The sequence below is a fragment of the Methylobacterium organophilum genome, assembly GCF_022533465.1.
GTDB lineage: Bacteria > Pseudomonadota > Alphaproteobacteria > Rhizobiales > Beijerinckiaceae > Methylobacterium > Methylobacterium organophilum.
Map to the genome: position 1 here is coordinate 3,736,066 of NZ_CP092848.1, position 21,484 is coordinate 3,757,549.

General features: G+C 66.0%; 15 protein-coding genes, 1 tRNA gene and 2 pseudogenes. 11 read left to right on the plus strand and 7 right to left on the minus strand.

Annotated elements, in window-relative coordinates:
• Positions 1-44: 44 nt before the first annotated feature.
• Positions 45-799: pseudogene (locus MMB17_RS17635) on the minus strand (IS5 family transposase).
• A 94-nt stretch (positions 800-893) separates the two neighbouring features.
• Positions 894-1,855 (minus strand): IS630 family transposase gene (locus tag MMB17_RS17640; RefSeq protein WP_241099727.1). Its coding sequence is split into 2 segments (ribosomal slippage): positions 894-1,504 and positions 1,504-1,855, totalling 963 coding nucleotides; the frame shifts between segments, so codons are not numbered across the junction.
• Positions 1,856-2,475: 620 nt separating this feature from the next.
• On the opposite strand from MMB17_RS17640, the gene MMB17_RS17645 reads away from it, so the two are divergent.
• The 4 genes and pseudogenes from MMB17_RS17645 (at position 2,476) to MMB17_RS17660 (ending at position 8,150) form a co-directional block, all read left to right on the plus strand.
• The gene (locus MMB17_RS17645; protein WP_241099728.1) at positions 2,476-4,287 is read left to right on the plus strand and encodes a glycosyltransferase; all 1,812 of its coding nucleotides are present in this window, start codon (positions 2,476-2,478) and stop codon (positions 4,285-4,287) included.
• A 34-nt stretch (positions 4,288-4,321) separates the two neighbouring features.
• Positions 4,322-5,749 (plus strand): annotated as a pseudogene (locus MMB17_RS17650) (mannose-1-phosphate guanylyltransferase/mannose-6-phosphate isomerase).
• Between the two features lie 174 nt (positions 5,750-5,923).
• The gene (locus MMB17_RS17655) at positions 5,924-6,958 is read left to right on the plus strand and encodes a glycosyl transferase family 90 (RefSeq protein WP_241099729.1); all 1,035 of its coding nucleotides are present in this window, start codon (positions 5,924-5,926) and stop codon (positions 6,956-6,958) included.
• A gap of 230 nt (positions 6,959-7,188) precedes the next feature.
• Positions 7,189-8,150 (plus strand): IS630 family transposase gene (locus tag MMB17_RS17660; protein WP_241099727.1). Its coding sequence is split into 2 segments (ribosomal slippage): positions 7,189-7,540 and positions 7,540-8,150, totalling 963 coding nucleotides; the frame shifts between segments, so codons are not numbered across the junction.
• Here MMB17_RS17660 and MMB17_RS17665 read toward each other — a convergent pair.
• Positions 8,120-8,734 (minus strand): DUF6538 domain-containing protein, encoded by a 615-nt coding sequence (locus tag MMB17_RS17665; RefSeq protein WP_241099730.1) that lies wholly within the window; start codon positions 8,732-8,734, stop codon positions 8,120-8,122. The two genes, MMB17_RS17660 and MMB17_RS17665, sit on opposite strands and share 31 nt — an antisense overlap.
• A gap of 93 nt (positions 8,735-8,827) precedes the next feature.
• Positions 8,828-8,903: transfer RNA gene (locus MMB17_RS17670), tRNA-Glu, on the minus strand.
• Positions 8,904-9,185: 282 nt separating this feature from the next.
• On the opposite strand from MMB17_RS17670, the gene MMB17_RS17675 reads away from it, so the two are divergent.
• The gene (locus MMB17_RS17675; RefSeq protein ID WP_238311086.1) at positions 9,186-10,178 is read left to right on the plus strand and encodes a glucokinase; all 993 of its coding nucleotides are present in this window, start codon (positions 9,186-9,188) and stop codon (positions 10,176-10,178) included.
• Between the two features lie 13 nt (positions 10,179-10,191).
• Here the strand turns inward: MMB17_RS17675 and MMB17_RS17680 are convergent, their stop codons facing one another.
• The gene (locus MMB17_RS17680; RefSeq protein WP_241099731.1) at positions 10,192-10,491 is read right to left on the minus strand and encodes a hypothetical protein; all 300 of its coding nucleotides are present in this window, start codon (positions 10,489-10,491) and stop codon (positions 10,192-10,194) included.
• A 446-nt stretch (positions 10,492-10,937) separates the two neighbouring features.
• Here MMB17_RS17680 and MMB17_RS17685 point away from each other — a divergent pair, with 446 nt between their 5' ends.
• Positions 10,938-11,147 (plus strand): hypothetical protein, encoded by a 210-nt coding sequence (locus MMB17_RS17685; RefSeq protein ID WP_241099732.1) that lies wholly within the window; start codon positions 10,938-10,940, stop codon positions 11,145-11,147.
• Positions 11,148-11,390: 243 nt separating this feature from the next.
• Entirely contained in the window at positions 11,391-12,095 is a 705-nt protein-coding gene (locus MMB17_RS17690) for a DUF2147 domain-containing protein (protein WP_241099733.1), read from the plus strand.
• Between the two features lie 15 nt (positions 12,096-12,110).
• On the opposite strand, the gene MMB17_RS17695 is transcribed toward MMB17_RS17690, so the two are convergent.
• Positions 12,111-13,280 (minus strand): zinc-binding metallopeptidase family protein, encoded by a 1,170-nt coding sequence (locus MMB17_RS17695; RefSeq protein WP_241099734.1) that lies wholly within the window; start codon positions 13,278-13,280, stop codon positions 12,111-12,113.
• Between the two features lie 251 nt (positions 13,281-13,531).
• Between MMB17_RS17695 and MMB17_RS17700 the strand changes: the two genes are divergently transcribed.
• From MMB17_RS17700 to MMB17_RS17710, 3 genes are read left to right on the plus strand one after another with little or no spacing between them, the layout of a single operon-like run.
• The gene (locus MMB17_RS17700) at positions 13,532-16,804 is read left to right on the plus strand and encodes a transglutaminase family protein (RefSeq protein ID WP_241099735.1); all 3,273 of its coding nucleotides are present in this window, start codon (positions 13,532-13,534) and stop codon (positions 16,802-16,804) included.
• The gene (locus MMB17_RS17705) at positions 16,801-19,335 is read left to right on the plus strand and encodes a circularly permuted type 2 ATP-grasp protein (protein WP_238311092.1); all 2,535 of its coding nucleotides are present in this window, start codon (positions 16,801-16,803) and stop codon (positions 19,333-19,335) included. Before MMB17_RS17700 ends, MMB17_RS17705 begins: the two co-directional genes overlap by 4 nt.
• Complete coding sequence (locus MMB17_RS17710; RefSeq protein ID WP_241099736.1) at positions 19,332-20,231, plus strand: transglutaminase family protein; 900 nt, start codon at positions 19,332-19,334, stop codon at positions 20,229-20,231. The genes MMB17_RS17705 and MMB17_RS17710 overlap by 4 nt, the downstream gene beginning before the upstream one ends.
• A 4-nt stretch (positions 20,232-20,235) precedes the next feature.
• Here MMB17_RS17710 and MMB17_RS17715 read toward each other — a convergent pair whose 3' ends face one another.
• Positions 20,236-20,820 carry a hypothetical protein gene (locus MMB17_RS17715; RefSeq protein WP_241099737.1) on the minus strand — a complete coding sequence of 195 codons (585 nt, stop codon included), beginning with the start codon at positions 20,818-20,820 and terminating at the stop codon, positions 20,236-20,238.
• A gap of 400 nt (positions 20,821-21,220) precedes the next feature.
• Between MMB17_RS17715 and MMB17_RS17720 the strand changes: the two genes are divergently transcribed.
• Complete coding sequence (locus MMB17_RS17720; RefSeq protein ID WP_238311095.1) at positions 21,221-21,484, plus strand: acyl carrier protein; 264 nt, start codon at positions 21,221-21,223, stop codon at positions 21,482-21,484.

Genomic DNA, 21,484 nt, shown 5'->3' on the forward strand with positions numbered 1-21,484 from the left:
GGAGGAGGGCCTGGTGCGACCTAAGGACTAGGTCGTGGACTCATTCAGGTCCATGCGACGACACAGGAAACGAGCGCGACGGCGGCCAGATAGTTGCAAGACAAACGGTCATATCGGGTCGCGACGCGCCGCCAGTTTTTGAGATGGCCGAACAGGCGCTCGATCCGGTTGCGCCGCCGGTAGGCGATCCGGCTGTGCTTGTAGGGGACCGTCCGGGAGGCCGTGGACGGGATGGTGGCGATCACCTTGCGGCTCTTCAACCAATCCCTCAGGCTCTGTGCGTCGTAGGCCTTGTCGGCAATCAGGCGCTTGGGTGGTACGACGGCCTGTAACAGAGGCAACGCCATACTGATGTCGGCCACGTTGCCCGGTGTCAGGGTGAACGCAATCGGTCGGCCACGACCATCGGCCAAGCAATGGATTTTGCTCGTGAAGCCGCCGCGCGAGCGGCCGATGGCTTGGATCCAGGCCCCCCTTTTCCGCCGGATGCCGAGCGGTGTGCCTTCACGTGAGAGGCATCGAGCATCAGCTCCTCGGGGACAGGACCTGCGGCAGCGAGCCTGGCAAAAAGCCGCTGCCAGACACCGCGCTGAGACCACCTGTTGTAGCGGTTGTAGATCGTCGTGTGCGGGCCGTAGGCAGAGGGCGTGTCCTGCCAGCGGCAGCCGACCTTCAGCACATGTAGGATGCCGCTGATCACCCGCCGGTCATCGACCCGCGGCTTGCCCGGTTGACCGTGAGGCAACTGCGGTTCGATCCGCGCCCAGGCTTCGTCCGAGAGCCAGAACAGCCGTGCCATTGCGATCCTCCTACGCAGGAAGCCCCATACCCAGGAAGAAAACGCAAGAGAAAGCAATTGGTTGTATGAGTCCCCTACCTAGAGCGGTTCCCGCCTACGTAGCGACGGCCAAGTCGTTGTCGTAGCCGGCGGCGGCGAGGCTGTTGCGGCACTCGTCTGGGGTGAAGCGGGTGAAGGCGTGCCGGATGGCGTCCCAGAGGTCTGGCAGGGTGCGGGCGGCTGCGCTCCGCAGCAGGGCTTTCAGCTTGGCGAAGATCTGTTCGATCGGGTTGCACTCGGGGCTATAGGGCGGAAGGTAGAGCAGCCGGGCGCCGGCCGCCTCGACCCGCTCGCGGATGCCGCTGACCTTGTGAGCTTGCAGGTTGTCGAGGATCACGATGTCGCCGGGCCGCAGCACCGGGCCGAGGCGGTTGGCGACGTAGTCGCGAAAGCGCTGGCCATTGGTAGCGCCATCCGCGAGGTCGAAGGCGCACAGGCCGGTGGTGCGCAGGGCGGCGGTGACAGTGGTCGTTTTGTAATGGCCCTGGGGCACGAGGAGCCGGCAGCGCTCGCCGCACGGGGCGCGGCCGTAGCGGCGGGCCATGTTGGTGGCGGCCGCCGTCTCGTCGAGGAAGACGAGCCTGTCGGGGTCGCGGTCAGGCTGGGCCGCGAACCACGCTTCACGCGCCGCCTTCACGTCGGCCCGCTCCTGCTCCGTTGCGTACAGCGCCCCTTTTTACGGGTGATCCCATGGCGAGCGAAGAAGCGTGACAGCCCGCTCGTGCTGGTCTGCACGCCCTGCTCGGCCAGGGCGTCGCGCACCTCACGCAGGAAGCGTTCGGGCTGGGCCTCGTCGAGGGAGAGGATCAGATCCGCATGCGCCTCGATCGCCGGCAGGCGGTCGTCGCCGTGTGTCGGTTTGGGGGCGGCGTGACCCTGCTGCGCAAACCGTTGCGACCAGCGGCTGGCGCTCGACACGCTCACCCCGAACCGCGCCGCCGCCTGATGGAAGGAAGCGCCCTCTGTCACGGCCGCCACGACGCGCTCGCGCAGATCGACAGACAACGGTGAAGGCATCGCTGGATCCTTCACCGGTCAACGCTCCAGCCACCGTCCTGTCGCAACACCGCCGGGAACGGCTCTAGCCAGCTCGGCCGTAGCGGACTAAAGAGCGCACGTCGCCGGTGCCATTCTAACGAAGGATTGAAACTAATGATCTTTAGCCGTCACAATGAAGATGTGAGCGGCCGCGAGACTGTGGAAAGAGTGCTGATTTGGCATGACGCAACGTTGGTGAGCCGGATTTAGGAGAACCGTAATTATAGATGAAACTTCAAGCACTTTGAAATGATGCGCCCCAAATACCCTCACTACAAAACTAAACTGCCGAATCTTCGGCTGGCACCGTGCAGTTAGTGTTTACGTTGTTATACATTGGGTTTTCGCACCATATTGTACTGTAACGTCCCATCCGTTTGGCTTGATGGATACCGCTACCATGTACTATTAATGGGACATCTTGCAAATCAAGCTGCACTGACTTGTCGGCTCAATTTCGCGGATCTAAGATTCGTATAAATGTGTAATATACATGTGTCATGAATGACGCAGTTTGTTGCTGCTCTAGGAATTAAAACATCATCAATCCAATTGAGACCGATAAGAAGATGATCTTGTTAACAACAGCGGAGATGGACATGGCAGTTAAGATTGATGCATCGCCGGAATCGAATGAGGGTCTGGCATCAGTTTTCAAGGATGACATTGATTTATGTTTTGATGTCAGCGACCTTCTCCAATACTGGAGACAAAATCGCGCTCCGACAGGAATTCAAAGAGTCCAAACAAAAGTAATACTGTCTGTTGAGAAAAATGTAAGGTACCGTGCTATTGCGATGATCTATCCGTACGGATTTTGGAAGGCAATTGATTTAGATTTGCTCACAACGGCGATGGTGTTGTCGCAGACTGGGTATGATATCGAAGATGAAGCCTGGCGTAACGCTATCAAAGAAATCGATTCTTTTATGAACAATTCTGACTACGCGGGTTTCACAGAAAAATCAGTGCTCGTCAATCTTGGAACGTCTTGGTGGATACCTAATTATATAAATGCAGTTTCTGAGTTAAAGGAGGGCTTTGGGGCAAAATATGTTCCATTCATCCATGATTTGATCCCGATGAAGGTACCGGAACATTGTTCTCCAGAGCTTGTTTGTGAATTTACGCAGTGGGCATATGCAATTCTGCTTCAAGCAGACGCCATAATCGTGAATTCTTCTCAAACAGCAAAAGATGTAAAAGATGCAGCTTGGTCTATTCACGGGTTGAAGATAGATCCCGTCGTATGTCGACTAGATGCTGCTCCGGAATTTACTCAAAAACATTCGAAAATTTCCGCCGTTACCAGCCGGGCGACAGCTCGTCCCTATGTCCTATTTGTTAGTACAATCGAGAGCAGAAAGAATCATCTATTTATCTTTGATGCGTGGATTGAGCTTTGCCGCACTCACGGAATTGATAACATTCCGAACTTAATCTGCGTCGGAAAGCTTGGCTGGTTAGTTGAGTCCGCAATGTCACGCTATAATAACAGCTCGATATTGAAAAGCAAGGTGACTATACTCTCAAATGTTGGCGACAATGATTTGAGTTATTTGTACAAGTGTTGCTTATTTACGCTTTACAATTCGCATTATGAGGGCTGGGGGCTTCCAATCACAGAAAGTCTGTTTTATGGAAAGGTACCTCTCATACCTCGAAATACATCTCTAACAGAGGCCGGCGGTGAATTCGCGGAATATTTTCTTAGCGGCAGCTTAGATTCATTTATAATGGCAATTCAACATTTGATTTTCAACTCGGAATACCGCTTGGAAAGAGAGAAAATAGTTCTTTCCTATCAATGCAGAACGTGGAACGAGATTTCAAACGGAATTATCGAAGTTGCTGTTCAGGCTTCTCTCCACCAAACTCGCATGAGCGAACTACATTCCATAATGCCGGGTATATTGTATAAATTTGCGGCAAACATCGATCCTGTTGTATCGCATGACAATCTTAAGGGATACTTACTTCGGTATGGAAGCAATTGGCACAAGCCTGAGGATTGGGGCGTTTGGGCATCAGATAGCGAGGCTCAGATACATGCTTATGTTGCAGGTTTAAGCACTGACGCCTTGCTTTATTTGCAACTCAAAGCACATTCGGCTGATCAAGAGATAAAAATTTCAATCAATAACTCCCGCCCGGTTGCTGTCGAAATTGGAGGAAATAATAATTTGTGCTTTAGAATACACAATCATGATGCAACTAGTTCTGGAATTCGCGTTAGTATTGTAATTATTAGTAATGGTGTGAAAGATCTAAGTAAATTCACAGATAGTGACAACCGTATGATCGGAGTAGGTGTTTCGTCATTGTTACTATGTGCGCAAGATGATTTACATAGCCGATTGTCATATGTCGAGAATTTTGGACGAATTAACATGCATCCTTATATTTTCTGAAAAGAATGTTCTGGCAGTATAAAAGGTTGATCCTATGCATACAAGTGATCTGATTCTACCCGTGATTCTGTGCGGCGGCTCGGGCACGCGGCTTTGGCCGGCCTCCCGCGAGAGCATGCCCAAGCAGTTCACGCCGCTGGTCAATTCCGAGACCTCGACCTTCCAGGCGACGGTCCGCCGCGTTCCCGATGGGAGCGTGTTTGCCAGGCCCACGGTGATCGCCTCGGCCGAGTCCCGCTTCATCGTCGCCGAGCAGCTGGCGCAGGCGCACATCGCCGCCGACATCCTGCTCGAACCCGAGCGCCGCGATTCCGCCGCCGCGGTGGCGGTGGCCGCCGTGCACGGCGCGCCCCTGGGGCCGGAGACGGTGGTGCTGGTGATGGCCGCCGACCACGTCATCGAGGATGCCGCCGCCTTCGCCCAGGCTGCCCGGCAGCCCGCCATCGGCGCCCGCCTCGGCCTGATCATGACCCTCGGCATCGCGCCGACCCGGGCCGCGACCGAGTACGGCTACATCCGCACGGGCGAGGCCATTCCGGGCGCGCCCGATCTCCACCGGGTCGCGCACTTCGTCGAGAAGCCGGACTCAGCCGGTGCCGAGCGGCTGATCGGGGAGGACGCCCTTTGGAACTCGGGCTACTTCCTGTTCCGGGCCGACGTGATGATCGCCGAACTGGAGGTGGACGCGCCCCAGGTCTTGGAGGCCGCCCGCGGGGCCCTGGCGAACGCCATGACCGACCTCGATTTCATCCGGCTCGAAGCGAGCGCCTTCGCGCAGGCGCCGAAAACCTCGATCGACTACGCGGGGATGGAACGGACGACCCGCGCCGGCGTGCTCAAGGTGTCCTTCGCGTGGTCGGATGTCGGCACCTGGGACGCGGTCTGGCAGGTGCTGGAGGGGACGCCCACGGCAACTCCGTGCGCGGCCGCGTCGAGCTGGTGGAGACCACGGGCAGCCTCGTGCACAGCGAGGGCGACGGGCTCACTACGGTCGTCGGGCTCGACGACATGGTGGTGGTCTCGACCCCCGACGCGGTGCTGGTCGCCTCGAAGGCCCGATCAGGCAAGGTCAAGGACCTGGTCGGCGCCCTGCGGGAGAAGGCCCATCCGGAAGCGGATGCCCATCGCCGGATGTACCGGCCCTGGGGCTGGTACCAGCGCATCGATATCGGCGAACGCTTCCAGGTGAAGCGGATCATGGTGACGCCGGGCGGGCGGTTGTCGCTGCAGAAGCACTTCCACCGGGCCGAACACTGGGGTGGTGGTGAAGGGCACGGCCGAGGTGACGCTGAACGATCAGATCCTCCTCGTCCACGAGAACGAGGCGGTCTATCTGCCGATAGGCTCGATGCACCGGCTGACCAACCCCGGAAAGATTCCCCTGGAACTGATCAAGGTGGAGGTCGGCTCCTACACGGGTGAGGACTACATCATCCGGGTGGAGGATATTGACAACCGTTAGCACCAGTTCGGCCGAGCGAAGCTAAAGCATTGCACTTCCTGATGATATCACTGGTATAGATCAAAGCTTCGTGTTTATCCTAGCATGCTGGCGCTTTAAAATAATCGAGCGCCAGCATTCCGGTTCTCAACAATTCCAGAACTGATCTGATCAGATTTAGCCGGGAGATTCGATATGTCCATACAGGTTGGAAAATATCTTCCATTCTTCATCGATGATATCCTTCGATGGAAGGATGTCGAAAAGCTTGATGACTCAGTAATCAGGTCGAATCTTTTAAACTTATCGAACATATATAGGGGGCTATTGGTATTCGGCCTAGAAAACCAGAATATCTCGCTTTTAAGCAACGTGGATGCGGAAAATCAATCGTTAAGGTACCGCGCATCTGTATATCACAACTTCTTTAAAGAAATATTCTGTGATGCATCTCCAAAATCTAAATACACATTCGGCGTCTACGCTGATGACGGCGACCTGCCGAACGTTAGCTTTCCGATTTTTTCCTTTCAAAAAGAAATAAATGGCAATAATATGTTGATACCAGACATAGATTTCTTTCTATATAACTTTTATGAGTCCGTAGAATTTGTAGATAATAGGTTGTTTGACGATAAGGCTTGTAAAGCAATTTTTGTTGGCTCAACGACTGGCGCTCCTCTGCAGGTAGTTGATGGTAACCCGATGAGAACTATCACCGAAAAGCATCTACTCAGTGGAGAAGTTCAGCGAGTTCGCTCTGCATTAAATTTCCGTGGAAGCAGCGATGTCTATTTTGATTTGCCTGTTATAGTTCAGTTCGACAATCAGGCAACATTCGAAAAACTTGCAGCAATGGGTTTCGGAACCAACAAGAAAATAGCTTTACAGGAACAGCTTGCTAACAAATTTATTATATCTATGGATGGAAATGGCGCTACTTGCGCGCGTATAGTTAATTCATTGAAGTCGAATTCAGTTCTGATGAAATACAAATCCAATAGTATGCTGTTTTATTTCAGCGCATTACATGCTTGGGAGCATTATATACCAATAGATAATGACTCTGACGTGGTTGAGTACCTGACGATTGAGAGCAAAGCTCCGGGCTATTTTTCATACATAACTCAGAATGCAAATCGGTTCTACAATGATTATTTAACAAAACAGCATATATACGAATATACTAGGTGCGCTCTTAGGCTATATGAAAGCATAGTTGTCAAATAGCTCCTGCAGTTTATTGATTGATTTTCGCCGCGAGCTATTTGGAGGCATAGAGGCACGGCTTTTATAGCTTGATCCAATCAAGGGCAGTGGCGGGACTAAGGATTTCGGAGAAATCTAATTGTTTGGTTGCGGAACGTCGTTGGGATGCGGCGCGTTGGGCGATTAGGGCCGTTCCCGGCGGTGTTGCGACAGGACGGTGGCTGGAGCGTTGACCGGTGAAGGATCCAGCGATGCCTTCACCGTTGTCTGTCGATCTGCGCGAGCGCGTCGTGGCGGCCGTGACAGAGGGCGCTTCCTTCCATCAGGCGGCGGCGCGGTTCGGGGTGAGCGTGTCGAGCGCCAGCCGCTGGTCGCAACGGTTTGCGCAGCAGGGTCACGCCGCCCCCAAACCGACACACGGCGACGACCGCCTGCCGGCGATCGAGGCGCATGCGGATCTGATCCTCTCCCTCGACGAGGCCCAGCCCGAACGCTTCCTGCGTGAGGTGCGCGACGCCCTGGCCGAGCAGGGCGTGCAGACCAGCACGAGCGGGCTGTCACGCTTCTTCGCTCGCCATGGGATCACCCGTAAAAAGGGGCGCTGTACGCAACGGAGCAGGAGCGGGCCGACGTGAAGGCGGCGCGTGAAGCGTGGTTCGCGGCCCAGCCTGACCGCGACCCCGACAGGCTCGTCTTCCTCGACGAGACGGCGGCCGCCACCAACATGGCCCGCCGCTACGGCCGCGCCCCGTGCGGCGAGCGCTGCCGGCTCCTCGTGCCCCAGGGCCATTACAAAACGACCACTGTCACCGCCGCCCTGCGCACCACCGGCCTGTGCGCCTTCGACCTCGCGGATGGCGCTACCAATGGCCAGCGCTTTCGCGACTACGTCGCCAACCGCCTCGGCCCGGTGCTGCGGCCCGGCGACATCGTGATCCTCGACAACCTGCAAGCTCACAAGGTCAGCGGCATCCGCGAGCGGGTCGAGGCGGCCGGCGCCCGGCTGCTCTACCTTCCGCCCTATAGCCCCGAGTGCAACCCGATCGAACAGATCTTCGCCAAGCTGAAAGCCCTGCTGCGGAGCGCAGCCGCCCGCACCCTGCCAGACCTCTGGGACGCCATCCGGCACGCCTTCACCCGCTTCACCCCAGACGAGTGCCGCAACAGCCTCGCCGCCGCCGGCTACGACAACGACTTGGCCGTCGCTACGTAGGCGGGAACCGCTCTAGCAGTCCCTTCGGAGATCAGACCATGAGCAACGACCAGACGGGCGTGGCTGCGGGCATCGTGCGCCTCTTCGAGGAAGCGCAACGGGAAGCCGCCACCAAGGCCAACATCGAGCGGATCACCGCCGTAGACGTGGTGGTGGTCCTCAGCCATCCCGCGGCGGCCGAAGGCGACCGGCATCAGGTCGGGCCACTGCGAACGCTCGGCGGCGGTCTGGAGCTGTCTGCGAGCATCCCCGTCCGATCGCTCGGCCTCATCCGCAGCGAGCAGCTCCGCCGGCACGTCCGCCTCCTCCTGAGGCCCGGGCATCGCGGCAGGGCGTCGAGCCAGAGCCGTTGGGATCTCCCCGCGCTTTGCCCGCTCCGCCACCTCGAAGTTGGCCATGCAGTCGCGCAGCATCCTGGAGCCGGCCTTTTTGGCGGCAGCCGGTTCCTTGGTCCTGAGGCTCTGCTTCCAGTTCGCCTTTCCGGTCCACGGCGCCGGCATGAAGGGGCGCAGCTCCGCCGGGATCACCCTGCGAAAGTAGTACGTGCCCAGCCGATCACGGGAGAGATACGACATCAGCGCCATGGCCCGTTTGCACCGCCCGATTGCATGACCGGCGGCGGCCTAAGGTACTGATTTTAGCAGAAATTCCAGCCAGACAATGGCTTAGGAATATAATGGCGCGCCCTACGGGAATCGAACCCGTGTTTTCGCCGTGAAAGGGCGACGTCCTGGACCGCTAGACGAAGGGCGCGGGGTCTGACTGGGGGGTCTATAATCGGCATGGGCGGCCACGGCAACTGGGCTTTCGGCCCTGTCCGGTCGGTCGGCGCGGCACCTCATGGCGGGATTTCGGGCGGAGCCGGCCTGGCCGGGATTGCGGATCCGTGAAGAGGGTTGCGGATCGGGCGCGGCTTTGCAGACTCAGCGTCGGAGGGCCGGTCCCGTGCGGGGCCCGGTCTCGGGAATGCGGCGTCGCGGGTGCGGCCGTCCGGGCCTCGCGGCCGGCGGAGCCGGCCATGAGGAGAGAGCGGGCATGTTCGAATACCCGGTGCTGGTGGGGGATATCGGCGGAACGAATGCCCGCTTCGGCCTGATCGACGCGCCGGACGCCGAACCCCGGGTCCTCTCGCACGAGCCCACCGCCGGCCATCCCCATCCGAGCGCCGCGATCCGTGCCGCGCTGGAGAAGGGCGGCGCGGCCGCGCCGCGCTCGGCGATCCTCGCCATCGCCGGCCGGGTGGATGCGCCGGCCGTGCGGCTCACCAATGCGGAATGGGTGATCGAGGGGGCGCGGATCGGGACGGATTTCGGCCTGTCCCGCGTCGTGGTGGTCAACGACTACGTGCCGGTGGCGGCGGGCGCGGCGGGCATCGCGCCGGGCGACCTCTCCCCGATCGGCGGCGTGGCGGAGCCGGGCCACGGCGCGCGGCTGGTGCTGGGCCCCGGCACCGGCTTCGGCGCCGCCGCCCTGGTCCCCTATGCCGACCGGCTCGCCATCGTCTCGACGGAGGCGGGTCACACCGATCTCGGCCCGACCGACCCGGAGGAGGCGCAGGTCTGGGCGGCGCTGGAGCGGGTCGAGGGGCGCATCACGGTGGAGACCGTGCTGTCGGGCGCCGGGCTGGCACGGCTCCACGCCGCCCTGCGCAAGGTCCGCGGCCACGAGGCGCATCCCCTCGATCCGGCGACCGTGACCCGGACGGGCCTCGACGGCACGGATGCGGAGGCCGCCGCGGCGATCCGCCTCTTCGCCAAGGTGCTCGGCCGGGTCTGCGGCGATCTCGCGCTCACCTTCCTGGCGGTGGGCGGCGTCTATATCGGCGGCGGCATCGCCCCCCGCCTCCTCGAGGTGCTGGAGGAGGGGGCGTTCCGGAAGGCCTTCGAGACGAAGCATCCCTTCGCCGCGCAGATGAAGGCCATCCCGACGAGCGTGATCACCGTGCAGGACCCGGCCCTGAACGGCCTCGCCGCCCTCGCACGCGAGGGCGAGCGCTTCGTCTATCACGGGCAGACCTGGACGGCCTGAGCCGGCCCCGGCCTCAGGCCGCCTGACGAAACCGCCAGGCGGTGCGGCGCGGCCCCTCCGCCCCCGGGGCGGGGCGGTGGTCGCGCCGGAGGCCGTCCGCGACCGCCGGGGAGCGGGCCTGGCGCGGGGCGGGCTCGGTCGGCTCCGCCACCCAGCGGCAGACCAGGCGTCCGGTCGCCCGGTCCATGGACCAGACGGCGCGCAGGCGCAGGGGTCCGGCTTCGACGGCCGGGAGCGGGGCGGGCGCGCCGCAGCCATCGGAGAGGAGGCCGCCGAAGGGGAGGGCGGCCAGGGAGAATCGAAACAGGGTCATGGGGCACCTCGCTGACGACCGGCCGCTCGCACGCGGCCGGCCCGAGGCGCGCCCGGTCAGGCGCCCTTGCGGACAGCGGCGCGCACGAACGGCGCGGTCGATCGACTGTGACTGTCGCTGGGCATGGAGAAGGGGTCCTGGAGCGGCGGACGGGGCGCAATGCGGCCGCCCACCGTCCGGCGGCGGATAAACCCTTTCGGCCGCCTGTCAATCGCCTCTTCGCGCGCTTCGTCGAACCGGCGCCGGCGCCGGTGCGGCCCCGCACGGGTCACCGCTCCCCGCCTTCCGCAGATCGCGAAGCGCCGGCCGCCCTCGGGCCGGCGACAGCGTGGCCATTAGATCAGAATCGTTCCAAACTGTTGACGACAGCCTGGAGTTATTCTAATTCTGAACCCAACGAGCGACGGGGCTTCCCCGGATGCCCGCCCGAAACAGGAGAGAGATCCATGGCGACCACCGGTTCCGCGAACTGCCAGAGCTGCCGCTTCTACGACGAGCACAAGAACAATGCCGGCGCCGCCGCCACGGACGAAGGCCTCTGCCGCTTCAACCCGCCGGTGAGCCAGCCGGATCCGCAGGGCCACGGCCTCTGGCCGGTCGTCGCCGGCCAGGACTGGTGCGGCCACTTCGCGGCGGACGTCATCCCCGCCGAGTGATCGGTCTCAAGGATCGAACGATGAGAAGGGCCGGCACCGCGCCGGCCCTTTTCGCATGCGCGCCGGAGGTCGGCCCGGGCCCGCGCCGGCCGGCGGCGCGACAGGCGTTTTCCTCCATCTTGGCCGCAAGCCGGTCATGATGCGGTCACCTTCGCATCCGAAGGCGGGGGTCAAAGGCTTGAGGGCCAGGGGCTGAAACCGGCGGACAAGCCGGGTCCCCGGACCGGATGTGAGGAAGACTGTATGACCTTCGGATCGAGAATCGGTGCGACGACGCGCCTTTTCCGTTTCTGGCGCCGCGCCGCCGCCACGGCCGCCATCGCCCTGCTGGCGCCGGTCGCCGCCTCGGCCGCCGCACCGCACGATCCCTCGGGCACCTGGCTCACCCAGGACGGCAAGGCGCGCATCCGCGTCGAGAAATGCGGCCCGCAGGAGAAGAACCTCTGCGGCTACGCCGTGTGGCTCAAGGTGCCGCTGAACGACGAAGGCAAGCCGCGGGTCGATTTCCGCAATCCCGACCCGAAGAAGCGCACCCGCGCCTCCCTCGGCCACCAGCTGATCCTCGGTCTGAAGCTCAACGAGGACGCCCATTACGAGGGCAAGATCTACAATGCCGAGGACGGCAAGTTCTACGACGTCACCGTCTGGTCCGACGAGGCGGACGAGCTGACCGTGAAGGGCTGCCTGATCGCCTTCCTGTGCCAGTCGCAGACCTGGAAGCGGGTGACCGACACGCTGCCCGGCCAGCTCACCGGCCCGACCAACGGTCCGAACGGCCCCCGCGCCGACGCCGAATGGGCGCCGAAGGTCCCGCCGGCCGCCGCCCAGGCCACGCCGGGTGCCGCCCCCGCGCCGGCCGCCGCGTCCAAGACCGGCTCCACCGCCCCGAAGCCTTCGGCCCCGCCCGCCGCGCCGAAGGCCGCCAAGCCCGCCGCCCCCGCGGAATAGCCGGCCCCGGCCGCCTCACAGGACCGGGGCGGCCACCTTCTGGCGCAGGCCCGCGATCACCGCCTTGAGCATGTCGGCATCGCCCTGGGCCGCCGGGGCGCTGCCGCGCACGGCGTAGATACGCTCGTGCACGAAGGCGAGCTTGGCGATCACCGCCGGGGTCAGCTTGAACGGGTAGAGCGCCGGCTGGCCCATGGAGCGGTTGAGCGAGTTCATCGCGTAGGTGAGCGGCAGCCAGGCCGCGATCAGCCGATTGAAATCCGCCGTCTCGAACGGGTCGAAGTCGATGGTGATCGGGGCCGGCTCCGGGTGGGCGCGCCGGCGCGGGCGCACGCAGATCTCGAAGGCGCTCGCCGTCTCCAGCGTGTCGACGATGTGCAGGTAATGCGCCCAGGTCTCGGCGAAATCCTCCCAAGGGTGGGCGGTGGCATAGGCCGAGACGAAGGATTCCTCCCAGTCCGGCGCCGGGCCGGCGGCGTAGTAGGCCTGGAGCGCCCGGCCGTAATCCCGGCTCTCGTCGCCGAACAGCGCCCGGAAGGCCGGCAGGCTGGCATCGTAGCGCACCAGCACGTTCCAGAAGTAATGCCCGATCTCGTGCCGGAAATGGCCGAGCAGGGTGCGGTAATACTCGCCGAACAGCATCCGCCGCCGCTCGCGCTCGACGTCGTCGGCCTCGGCGATGTTGAGGGTGATGAGCCCGTTGTCGTGGCCGGTCAGCACCGGCGGGCCGGCGAGCTGGTTCTCGGCCGGGTCGACCAGGAAGTCGAAGGCGAGCCCGTCGGAATACTGGGCGCGGGTGGCCAGCGGCAGATCGAGGCGCAGCAGCGTGTAGAACAGCCGGTGCTTGGCCGCCTCGATCTGGCGCCAGCGGGTGAGGTTCCAGGGCATGCCGAGATCGGGCACGACGCGGTTGTGCCGGCAGGTGGTGCAATAGGTCTCGGGGGAATCGGCGGGCACCAGCCAGTTGCAGCCGCCATGGCCGGCATTGGCACAGAAGCGGTATTTCCGCCCGGGATCGGCATAGGCGTGCCAGAGCGGCCCGGTCCCCGGCTCCTCGGGGCAGGGCTCCAGGGCCGAGACCTCGTGCACCGCGCAGACATAGCCGAGCCGCCGCTCGCAGCTCTCGCAGGCGGTGCTTTCGAAGGTGACGGGCTGGTCGCAGGCCTGGCACTGGAAGATCTTCATCGGGCGGACCTGTCGGCGCCCGGCGGGCCACGGGCGTCTTCCTCAAAGACGGGGCATGGGATGAAGTTCCCGTGCGCGGCCGGGCGCTCCGCCCCCGGACCGGCTGCCCTCGATGCACGGATCTTGCTAACTCAGCCCCTTGCGGACACGGACGACGCGTCAGGCGGCATCCGGTCGGCACCGCGTGTATAAGGCCGGGCCGCCGAGGGGCGTCCTCGGCCATGCCGCCGGACAGCGCAACGGGAGCCTCCGTGTCGATCCAAGCCGCCCTGCATCACGTCACCCACTACCGCTACGACCGGCCGATCGCCCTCGGGCCGCAGGTGGTCCGCCTGCGCCCGGCGCCGCATGCGCGCACGAAGATCCCGGCCTACGCCCTGAAGGTCCGGCCGGAGAACCACTTCATCAACTGGCAGCAGGATCCCAACGGCAACTGGCTCGCCCGCCTGGTCTTTCCCGAGAAGACCGACGAGCTGCGCATCGAGGTCGACCTCACCGCGGATCTCGCGGTCATCAACCCCTTCGACTTCTTCGTCGAGCCCTATGCCGAGACCCAGCCCTTCGCCTACGCGCAGGAGCTCGCCGGCGAGCTCACCCCCTACCTGACGCCCCAGGATGCGGACGGGCCGGAGCTCGCCGCCTTCCTCGAGGCCGTGCCGCAGGAAGAGCGCACCGTGCCCTTCCTGGTCGCCCTCAACCAGCGCGTCCGGGACGCGGTCGCCTACGGCGTGCGCATGGAGCCGGGGGTGCAGACGCCCGCCGAGACGCTCACGCTCAAGAGCGGCTCCTGCCGGGATTCCGCCTGGCTGCTGGTGCAGGTGCTGCGCAAGCTCGGCTTCGCCGCGCGCTTCGTCTCCGGCTACCTGATCCAGCTCGTGCCCGACACCACCGCCGTGGACGGACCGGCGGGCACCACGACCGACTTCACCGACCTGCATGCCTGGGCCGAGGTCTATCTTCCCGGCGCCGGCTGGATCGGGCTCGACGCCACCTCCGGCCTGATCTGCGGCGAGGGGCACATCCCGCTCGCCGCCACGCCGCATTACCACTCCGCCGCGCCGATCTCCGGCCTCGCCGAACCGGCCAAGGTCGAGTTCCATTACGAGATGAAGGTGAGCCGGGTCGCCGAGGCCCCGCGCATCACCAAGCCCTTCTCCGACGCGGTCTGGACGGCCATGGACGCCCTCGGCGCGCGGGTCGATGCCGATCTCGCCGACCAGGACGTGCGCCTGACCATGGGCGGCGAGCCGACCTTCGTCTCGGTGGACGACTTCCAGTCGCCGGAATGGAACACCGCCGCGGTCGGGCCCACCAAGCGCGGGCTCGCCGACCAGCTGATCCGCCGCCTGCGCGACCGCTTCGCCCCCGGCGGGCTCCTGCATTACGGCCAGGGCAAGTGGTATCCCGGCGAGAGCCTGCCGCGCTGGGCCTTCGCCCTGTACTGGCGGCGGGACGGGCAGCCGATCTGGAAGGATCCCGCGCTGATCGCCGCCGAGAACGGCCCGCGCGCGGCGACCGTCGAGGATTCGCACCGGCTGATCGAGGCCCTCGCCAAGCGCCTCGGCCTCTCCGGCTTCGCCTTCCCGGCCTACGAGGACAGGGACTATTGGGAGGCGCGGGAGGCGGAGCTTCCCGTCAACGTCACCACCGCCGCGGTCCATAGCGGCAGCGCCGAGACCGATGCGCGCTTCGCCCGGGTCTTCGGCCGGGGGCTCGGCAACCCGGTCGGCTACGCCCTGCCGCTCGCGAGCCTCGCGGTGGCCGAGGGACGGCGCTGGATCTCCGAGCGCTGGGTCTTCCGCCGCGGCGGCGCCTTCCTCACCCCCGGCGATTCCCCCCTCGGCTTCCGCCTGCCCCTCTCCGCGCTGCCCTACGTGCCGCCGGGCTCCTATCCCTATTACTTCGCGCAGGATCCCCTGGAGGCGCGGGGCGATCTGCCGGAGGCGTGCTTCAGCGACGGCAAGGGCGGCCCGGACCGCGGCAACGGCGCCGGCATCGAGGGCGTGGCCGTACGCACGGCGCTGGCCTGCGAGGCCCGGGACGGGGTGCTGCACGTGTTCATGCCGCCGCTGGAGCGGGTCGACGAGTATCTGGAGCTCGCCGGCCATCTCGAGGCGGCCGCGGCCGCGATCGGCCGGCCGATCCATCTCGAGGGCTACGAGCCGCCCTACGACCCGCGGATCAACACCATCAAGGTCACCCCCGATCCCGGCGTGATCGAGGTCAACGTGCACCCGGCCGCCTCCTGGCGGGAGGCGGTGGACATCACCACCAGCCTCTACGGCGAAGCCCGCCAGACCCGGCTCTGTGCCGAGAAGTTCATGATCGACGGGCGCCACACCGGCACCGGGGGCGGCAACCACGTCGTGCTCGGCGGCGTCACCCCGGCCGATTCGCCCTTCCTGCGCCGGCCCGACCTGCTCAAGAGCCTGGTGCTCTACTGGCAGCGCCATCCGAGCCTGTCCTACCTCTTCGCCGGTCTCTATGTCGGCCCGACGAGCCAGGCCCCGCGCATGGACGAGGCCCGCCACGACGGCCTCTACGAGCTGGAGATCGCCCTCGCCCAGGTGCCGGGGCCGAACCAGCCCAACATCCCGCACTGGCTGGTCGACCGGCTGTTCCGCAACATCCTGGCGGACGTCACCGGCAACACCCACCGGGCCGAGATCTGCATCGACAAGCTCTACAACCCGGACAGCCCGACCGGCCGCCTCGGCCTGCTCGAGTTCCGCTCCTTCGAGATGCCGCCGGACGCCCGGATGAGCCTCGCCCAGCAGCTCCTGCTGCGGGCGCTCGTCGCCTGGCTCTGGCGCGAGCCGCAGAGCGGCGGCTGTGTCCGCTGGGGCACGGCGCTCCACGATCGCTTCATGCTGCCCCATTTCCTCTGGGCGGATTTCCTGAGCGTGCTGGAAGACCTGAACCGGGGCGGCTACGCTTTCGATCCCGTCGCCTTCGCCGCGCAGCACGAGTTCCGGTTCCCCGTGTTCGGGCGTGTCGAGCATGGCGGCGTCGGGCTGGAGCTGCGGCAGGCGCTGGAGCCCTGGCACGTCCTGGGAGAGGAAGGCTCGTCGGGGGGCACGGTGCGCTACGTCGATTCCTCGGTCGAACGGCTGCAGGTCAAGGTGGAGGGCTTCGTGCCCGGCCGCCACGTCATCGCCTGCAACGGCCGCCGCCTGCCGATGACCGGCACCGGCGCGAGCGGCGAGGCCGTGGCCGGCCTGCGCTTCAAGGCCTGGCAGCCCGCCTCCTCCCTGCACCCGACGATCCCCGCCCACGGGCCGCTCACCTTCGACATCCTCGACACCTGGAGCGAGCGCTCGATCGGCGGCTGCCGCTACCACGTCGCCCATCCGGGCGGGCGCAACTACGAGTCCTTCCCCGTCAACGCCTACGAGGCGGAGGGCCGGCGCCTCGCCCGCTTCGAGGCGATCGGCCACACCCCGGGCCGGGTGACGATGCCGGCGGAGGAGCGGACGTCCGAGTTCCCGCTCACCCTCGACCTGCGCACGCCCGCTCCGCGATGAGCCCCCTGGACGCGCTGGCCTTGCAGGATCCGCCGCTCTTCGACCCCGCGGGCGAGGCGGGCGCGCGGCTGCGCCGCTGGACGGAGGGCTATCTGCGCCGTCCGGGCGTCGTCGACGAGATGCTCGACGCGGGCGGCGGCCTGCGCGGGGCCTGGCCGCGCGTCCTCGCCCGGCTCGCCGCCCTGGAGGAGGGGGAGGTCGCCGCCCGCTTCCTCTCGGCGGGGCGGCATATCCGCGACGCCGGCATCTCCTACCGGGTCTATGGCGACAAGCGCGAGCATCCCTGGCCCCTCGGCTCGATGCCGCTGGTGATCGATTCCGCGGACTGGGCGGAGCTCTCCGCCGGCATCGTCCAGCGCGCCGAGCTGATGGAGCGCATCGTCGCCGACATCTACGGCGAGGGCCGGCTCGTGGCCGAGGGCCTGCTGCCGGCGGCCATCGTGGCGGGCAGCCCGGAATTCCTGAGGCCCCTGCACGGGGTCGCCGCCCCGGGCGGGCGCTTCCTGCGCCTCTACGCGGCCGATGTCGGCCGCGGCCCGGACGGGCGCTGGCGCGTGCTGGCCGACCGCACCCAGGCGCCCTCCGGCCTCGGCTATGCCCTGGAGAACCGGATGGTGCTCGGCCGCGCCTTCCCGGACCTGTTCTCCGACCTCTTCGTCGAGCGCCTGCCGGCCTTCTTCCAGGCCTTCCGCGAGAGCCTGGCCGTGGCCTGCGCCCGCTCGGACCCGCGGATCTGCCTGCTCACCTCCGGCCCCTATTCCAGCACCTATGTCGAGCAGGCGGCGCTCGCCCGCTATCTCGGCTTCCTCCTGGTGGAGGGCGACGACCTGATCGTGCAGGACGGGCTCGTCCATGTCCGCACCGTCGCCGGATTGAAGCGGGCGGACGCGATCTGGCGGCGCATCGATGCCGACTATCTCGACCCGCTGGAGCTGCGCTCGGATTCCCGCCTCGGCATCCCCGGCGTGCTGGAGGTGCTGCGCCGGGGCGACGTGGTGATCGGCAACATGCCGGGCTCCGGCGTGGTCGAATCCGGCGCCCTCGCCCCCTATCTGCCGCGCCTCGCCCGGCGGCTGATCGGCGAGGACCTGCGGCTCGCGGGCCCGCCCGCCTGGTGGGGCGGCGACCCGGAGGGCCTCGCCCATATCCGCGCCCATCTCGACACCCTGACGCTGCGCCCCGCCGCCACCCCCGTGCGCGGGGCCGGGCGCGACGCCATCCTGGCGCCGCAGGCCCTGGAGGCGGCCCGGGCCGAGGCCCTGTCCGCCCTGCTCGACCGGCCCTTCGACTGGGTCGGGGAGGAGGCCGCGCCCCTCTCCACCATGCCGGCCTGGGACGGGGACCACCTCGTGCCGCGTCCCTTCGTGATGCGCGTCTTCGCCGCCGCCACGCCGGAGGGCTGGCGGGTGATGCCGAGCGCCTTCTGCCGGACCGCCGAGAACGAGGGCGACGACCCGATCGAGATGCGCGCCGGCATCAAGTCGGCCGATGTCTGGGTGCTGGCCGACGCCCCCGTGGATTCGCCGCCCCTCCTCGCCACCACCGCCCCGCGCATCCGCCGCATCGCCGGCCACCTGCCGGCCCGGGCCGCCGACAACCTGTTCTGGTTCGGCCGCTATCTGGAGCGGGCCGAGGCGGTGATCCGTCTCGTCCAGGTCCATCTCGGCCATTTCGGCAACGCCGTGGTCGGCGACAGCTGCGGCGAGTCGGGGGCGCCCACCGCCCTGCGCATCCGCGCCCTGCTCGACGAGTGGGAATCGGTAAGCGCGCCCGATTTGCCCCCCGCCGCCCTGGCGCAGGAGGCCCTGAGCGGGCGCACGATCGGCGGCTCGGCTCTCAGTCACCTGCTCTCGGCCCGGCGCTGCGCCGCCTCCCTGCGGGAGCGCATGCCCGCCGAATCCTGGCGGGCGCTGACGGACCTGCGCGACATCCTCGATTTCGGCGAGGCCTGGGAGCCCTCCGAATCCCAGCTCTTCGGCCGGGCCGAGCGGGCGCTGAGCCACTTCGCCGCCCTGTCCGGGCTCGCCCAGGAGAACATGAACCACGCCGCCGGCTGGCGCTTCCTCGACATGGGCCGGCGCATCGAGCGGGCGATCAACACCTGCACCTTCGCCCTCGCTTTCGCCGGGGAGGCGGCGCGGGCCGAGGATCTCGGCGTGCTGCTGGCGCTGGCCGATTCCCAGATCTCCTACAGCGCCCGCTATCTCGCCGGGGTGTCCCGCGACGCCGTCTGCGACATGGTGATGCTCGACCCCTACAACCCCCGCTCGGTCGCCTTCCAGATCGAGGCGGTGGTGCGCCATCTCGATGCGCTTCCGGCCTTGCGCGCCGACGGGCTGATCGAGCCGCAGCGCCGGCTCGCCCTGCAGCTCGCCACCCGCTTCGAGACGGCGGCGGCGAGCGAGCTGGACGGGGCGACTCTCGCCGAGCTGGGCAGCGCGATCGAGGCGCTGGCCGATGCGGTGGCCGGCCGCTACTTCCCCCGGGGCCTCGACGCCCTGCGGCCCGAGAAGCTGACCGGCCTCGCGTGATCTACACCCTGCGCCATCTGACGAGCTACCGCTACGCCAAGGCGGTCCGCTACGCCCACTGCACCCTGCGCCTCCAGCCCCGGGACGGGGAGGGCCAGCGCGTGCTCGCGAGCGAGATCGCGATCACCCCGGTCCCGCGCAGCCGGGTGCTGCGCCGCGACTTCTTCGGGCTCGATTTGGTCTCCCTCCTCATCGACGAGCCGCACAAGGAATTCGCGGTGGAGGCCACCTCCCGCGTCCTGGTGGAGCGGCCGCCCCTGCCCGACCCGGATTCCGGCCCGAGCTGGGAGCGCGTGCGCGACGCGGCGCTCGCCGCCCCCCGCCTCGATGCGCAGGGACCCGCCCATTACCTGTTCCCCAGCCCGCGGGTGCCCCTCGTCCCCGCGGTGACGGACTATGCCCGGGCGAGCTTCACGCCCGGCCGCCCCCTCTACGGCGCCGCCTACGACCTGATGCTGCGCATCCGCGCCGATTTCCGCTTCGACGCCCGGGCGACCAGCGTCAGCACGCCGCTCGCCGAGTCCTTCGCCCTGCGGGCCGGGGTCTGCCAGGACTTCGCCCATGTGATGATCGCGGGGCTCCGCGGCCTCGGCCTGCCGGCGGCCTATGTCAGCGGCTACCTGCGCACGCGGCCGCCGCCCGGCACGGCGCGCCTGCGCGGGGCCGATGCCAGCCACGCCTGGGCCTCGGTCTGGTGCGGCCCGGGCCCGGAGGGCCTCGGCTGGATGGGCCTCGACCCGACCAATGCCTGCGGCGTGCGCGACGACCACATCGTCGTCGCCCGCGGCCGCGACTACGGCGACGTCGCCCCGATCGACGGCATCGTCTCCTCCTCCGGCGCCCAGCGCCTGCGCGTGGAGGTGGACGTGGTGCCGGAAGACGAATTGGTGGCGTGAATCTTCACGTCGGCGCCGGCCGCTGCGCGATGTTCAGCCGCTCCAGGGCCTGGGCGATTTCCTCGTGAAGGCGCCAGTGGCAGGCGCCGGAGGGCAGGGGCGGGCCTTCCTGGATCGCGCTGGCGACCGCCGAGATCCGCACCGGGGCGCCGTCCTCCCGCCGGGGCAGGGTCAGGCTCAGGACCTCCGCCAGGGTCTCGCCGAAGGCGGCGTAATGGGCGTGGGCCGCGCAGACGCTGTTCCAGCCGCCGGCCTCGGCCAGGGCGTCGGAGGAGAGGATGCGCTCCGGCGCGGCCGCATGGGCGACGAGCATCCGGCGCAGCCGTCCCTCGGGCGGGTTCCGGGCGAAATGGGCGACGTATTCGTCGGCGGTGCCGACCTCCGGCGCCCGGCGCTGGGCCTCGGCGGGGTCGTTCTGGCGGTCGATCCAGGCGCGGGCCGCGTCGGCCGCTCCCTCGACGCTGGCGCTCTCGAAACGCTCCCGGGTGGCGAGGCGGTCGCCGCGATAGACCTGTGCGGCGGCCCGGCCCCTGAGCACCGCCGCGATGATGCGGTGGTCGCGATGGGTGAGATCGAGCTTGGTGCTCACGCGCCAGACTCCCCGCGGCAGAGGAGACGGCGGGTCAGGCGGGCGCAGGGCGGCGGAAGCGCGCAGGTCGGGCCGATCGCCGCCGGCATCCCTGCGCGCGCTTGACTATGCGGAATAAGCAGCGCGCGGAACAGCTGATGGCGAAGATGCTTTGACGACATGATCATGAAGATAGGCGCCCCATGATCTGCCCTGTGTGCAGGAGCACACGTGCTCGTTGCGCGAAGATAATCCCTGTATTCAAAATGGACTTTGGACTGCGCAGAAAAGCGGCAGACAAGTCCGCATCGCCCGCGGCCGCTCGCCCCCGGTGGATTTCCGGCGCCCGATGGCCTAATCCGCCAATCCCAGCGCGACCCGCTCGAAGAAGGGCCGCGGGATTTCGAGGGAGCGCGGAGCCTTGGCTCAGACGGCGTCAGAGGTGCGCGAGGCGATCTTCGCCTTCATCGCCGCCCGCAATCCGACCCTGCCGCCGGGTTCGGTGACGGGCTCGACCTCCCTCGTCACCAGCGACGCCCTCGACTCGATCGGCATCCTCGACCTGATGATGGAGCTCGGCGACCGCTTCGGTGTCGAGATCGACGAGGACTCGTTCGAATTGTCGAATTTCGAGAGCGTCGATGCCCTCGCCCTCTACATCGACGACCGGCGCTCCGGCGACTGA